Genomic DNA, 4,381 nt, shown 5'->3' with positions numbered 1-4,381 from the left:
AACTCATTTAAATCACTTTGCTATTAAGTACAAATTGATTCTTAGAGCGAACCAGATTGCTTGGCAGGAGCTTAAAAATATGGCAGCTTAAAATTGACCGTGCGTAACATGAGTTACTAAATTCAGGTAATGGGCTAAAGCTGGGTTGTCTAAAGCAAGCTCTTGCGTTAATTCTGCTAGTTGACCATCGATATCTTGAAAATAGTGCGCAGCTTCCATGAATTTTTTACCCTGCTCCCCTAGAAGTTGATTGGTAATGGCTAAATCAGAACAGAATTCACCTGGGGCAAGGATACGATAATTAAAATAGATACGGTCATCAATTCGAAAGTGTTGGCGTCGCTCATGAACTGGCATCACAATAACTCCCTAAATATCCTAGATAAAAAAATTTTTTCTAGGTTATTTCCTTATTTGTCTGATCTTATCTTTAACTATAGACAGTTTTCTTCCTTTTGGTAAAAAAAGAAACATTTTTTGCGAGAGGCTCAGTAACTTCTCATATTCTTAAAATAGAATGTGGTGTTGATCTGAACTCTAAATAGGTAAAAAAGTTAATCAGTAAATGTCCTAATCATTCTTCCTAATCCAGCCAAATTTAAGAAAAATCATTAACTGCTTTGTTTAGGATATTTGCTTTTTCTACCAGAAGTTTAGTGGTATTTGCGATGGATTCAGACGCAATAGCTGCGTTTTCTGTTGATTCAGCAACTTGTTGAATAGCATCTGCAACATCTTTAGCCGCAATTTGTTGCTCTTGGGTTGCTATAGATATTTCTTTAATTGCTTGTGTTGTTTTTGATACCCCTTGAACTATTTTCTTAAATGCTTCAGAGGCCGCAGTTGAGATAGCTGTCCCATTAGAGATACGTTTGACAGAGACTGATATTAGTTTGCTAATTTCTTTTGTTGCTTGGGATGAGCGTTCCGCAAGTTTTCTTACTTCATCGGCCACTACTGAAAAGCCTAATCCATGCTCGCCAGCTCGAGCAGCTTCAATAGCTGCATTAAAAGCGAGTAGGTTGGTTTGACTTGCAATATCGCTAATAACCTTGACGATTTCGTTAATTTCCTCAGATGATTCATTAATAAGTTGCATGGCCTCTATTGACTGAGAGATGGCGCTTGTTCCTTCTTCCGCTGCTTTTTGGGTTTCTTGGCCTAAGCTATCGGCGGATTTTGAGTTTTGGGCTATAGAATCTATTGATGCGCTTAACTCTTCTACAGAAGCATTCATTTCCTCAGTTGTAGCTCCTAAGGATTGGGCGCCTTGGGCGACATTGGTGGTTTGTGCTGCTACATCCTGAATATTATTAACTAACTCATTAGAAATTTTTAAAACCACATCTTCAAATTGTTTTTTTCGTTGTACCGCTTCAGTAATGTCTGCGGCAATTTTAACAATTTTAAAAGGCTTATTATTCGCATCAAAAATTGGGTTATACGATGCTTTTAGCCATATTTCCTTACCATTTTTCCCTAGACGTTTATATTCCCCAGTATCAAATTCACCGCGCGCTAATTTCTGCCAAAAATTTGCATAGCTAGATGATTGCGTATAGCTTTCATCGCAAAATATTCGATGGTGTTTGCCTTGGATCTCCTCCAACTCATAGCCTACAGTTTTTAAAAAATTAGGGTTGGCAGTGAGGATTATGCCATCAAGAGAAAACTCGATTATTGCTTGTGACTTACTAACCGCATTAATTTTCCCCTCATATTCAGAGGATTGCATTTTCCGTTCAGTGATATCGGTGGCGAACTTTACTATCGAGATTAATTTATTGTGTTCATTAAATATGGGATTGTAGCTTCCATTTAGCCAAATAATCCGTCCCCCTTTAGCTAGACGGCTAAATTCACCCGTATAAAATTCACCACGATTAAGCTTTTGCCAGAATTCTAGATATTCTGGGGAGTTGTAATAACTTTCTTCACAAAAAATACGGTGATGTTTACCAGCAATTTCTTCTAAACGATAGCCCATAGTATTTAAAAAATTATTATTGGCGGTAATGATAGTCCCATCCAAATTGAACTCAATTACTGCTTGGGTGTGATTCAGCGCATTAATTAACCCCTCAAGATGAGGTATTTTCTCTATGGTTTGTTTTTGCATAGTATGGGCAGAGGTAGCCATCGTTACTCCTTTAACAATTAACTTAATAAAAAGTGTAGTGTAGAAATTAAATAATGTTATATATTTTTTATATCCGAGATTATTTTAATCTAATTGATTGAAAGTAAATACATTTTTTGTTTACTTTCTTGTCGATATTTGATTTTTATGAAGAGTGAATGTAATTTAGTGTTGACATCTATAAATTTAGATGTCAACACATTAGACAACTAAGTAGTTTAATCAACATTTAAAGAGCGGGGGAGTGTGTCGGTAGCTCCAGCTCTATAACCGGCTCAAAAATATCTTTTACTGAAGGTTTGGGTTTTTCTGGCTTAGGAGCAGGTAAGGTGCCATCTCCACGGAACATAGTGGTCCTATAGGTTTTGAATATAGTCCTTTTATTCGCCTTGGTAAAGAAGGTGTTCTGATTGGCGGCTAGCTCTGGTTTTTCATCTTTTTTTGCTAACTCCACTTTTGCAGGCAATTTTATGGAGGGTTTTTTAGCTTGTTCTTGATCGGCCTTTACTACAGGAGCTGACTCTGTTATCACCACCGTTCCAGAGTCTAGGGCCTCGGGGGTGGGAGTATTGCTAAGATGATCTTGTGCCGGTGAACTCACAACGGGTAGCGCTTTAGTATCTCCTTCATTATCTTTCTTCTGATCCTCTTCCGCCCGGATTTTTTCTAAATTGTTAAAAATAAAGGTTTCAAAATTAAGGGCTTGTTTTTTGCCAAGTAGACTAAATTCAGAATGTGCTATGTGTTCAAGTTGACCAAAATGGGTTTTAAATTCCTCTCCTTTAAAATCTATATCAAGGTTTATAGAGTCCACAGTGGATATACGATCAACTCTGAAATAACCAAAACTAAGGACATGAGCAATTTTTCGGTACCAAGGTGCTAGATCCCAATCTTTATCTAAGAGCGCATATTCAATCTTATCTGAAAGCTTAGAAAAATAGGAGTAAGAACCTTCTTTAAAGCATTTACTTGCTAGTTGTCCCGCTAAATAGAGTAAACGTGGTTCAGGAGAGTCGCTTTCATTTAATTTATTAAAGATGAGATTAGCCTTTTTAACTAATTCCAAACCCTTTAATTTGGATTTGAGTAGGTCTTGGATCTCGTTTACTTCCTTTTGAATTCCTAAGGCCGAAGCAGGCAGAAGTTTTTCAATTTCCTGGTAAAAGACTGCGGTGGGGTGATTACGAAAATGCAACAATTCGCGCATTTGGGAAATACTCATTCTTTTTGCCGCATCTTCGCGCGTTAGCTCATTAATGAGGGCAGAAAGATTGACGATAGAACGGTCTGGATTTTTAAAATAATCCGCGGCTGTAGTGCTGTGATCGCGAAAATCATCGTGAGCTATATCATCTTGTTGAGTAAGAATTAAAAACTCTTTTAATGCCATGCCAAGCTGATAGGCCATGTATTGGGGTAGATTGATGGAGGTTAAATAGGCTTTTACATTAAAAGTACGATAAGGGGTCACGCAATCTACATATTCTTTAGGAGCGTAGGTCAGGGTACTACGCAGGGTATGCGCTTTACAGTTTTCAGTGTTGATTAAGGTTTTCCTATCGCTAATGATTAAGCGGTTGCCGTGGATTAAAAAGTTCGTTAACTTAATGTCGGGATGATAGACTTTTGCGTCAATTAATTCTCTACATAAATTAGTAAGCTGATTGAAATAATGGCTCGTTATTGCAGCAAAATGTTTCGGATTTGTATTTCTTAATGATCTAGCGATTTCAGTTAAGTTACCTTGCTCGGCATATTGGGATAAAAAGACGGGCTTATACTCGATGGTTTTGTCTTCGTTCACAAAGCCCCACATAAAGTAGCCGAAATCCTCCGCAAAATATTTAGAAACTGGATAAGAGTAAAGCTGTTGTTCTAAATCGAGCTCATCGCGGTCCTCTACTCTAAAAACGAAGGGTTTTTCCCAGCCTGTCATCATAAATTTAAAATTAAAATTATTAACATGAGTACCTAGGACATGGGTTTTATAACGCACGTGGGTTGGGGTAGATTTTTCGGGATCTTCTTCTCTGATGGCTGCGAATTTGGCTTTTGCTGCTTCAAGTATCTGCGTTTGTTTGTTGACCAGGCCAGCCAGATGTTCATTCGTGTTGACTAATTTAATAACTCATGTTACGCACGGTCAATTTTAAGCTGCCATATTTTTAAGCTCCTGCCAAGCAATCTGGTTCGCTCTAAGAATCAATTTGTACTTAATAGCAAAGTGATTTAAATGAG

Annotated in this window: 2 protein-coding genes and 1 pseudogene; all 3 read right to left on the bottom strand. The window is 37.5% G+C overall.

Translation table 11 applies throughout. The features are described from left to right. Window positions 1-114 precede the first annotated feature (114 nt). Window positions 115-357: pseudogene (locus ELY15_RS13815) on the bottom strand (PilZ domain-containing protein); the annotation flags it as partial. A 241-nt stretch (window positions 358-598) separates the two neighbouring features. Beyond that, window positions 599-2,140 carry a PAS domain-containing methyl-accepting chemotaxis protein gene (locus ELY15_RS13810; RefSeq protein ID WP_127101028.1) on the bottom strand — a complete coding sequence of 514 codons (1,542 nt, stop codon included), beginning with the start codon at window positions 2,138-2,140 and terminating at the stop codon, window positions 599-601. Window positions 2,141-2,369: 229 nt separating this feature from the next. Then, complete coding sequence (locus tag ELY15_RS13805) at window positions 2,370-4,082, bottom strand: hypothetical protein (RefSeq protein ID WP_158617504.1); 1,713 nt, start codon at window positions 4,080-4,082, stop codon at window positions 2,370-2,372. Between the last annotated feature and the right edge of the window lie 299 nt (window positions 4,083-4,381).

This window comes from Legionella sp. km772 (genome assembly GCF_003989735.1).
Taxonomy (GTDB): Bacteria; Pseudomonadota; Gammaproteobacteria; order Legionellales; family Legionellaceae; genus Legionella.
This window is presented reverse-complemented; position numbering and strand designations above follow the sequence as displayed.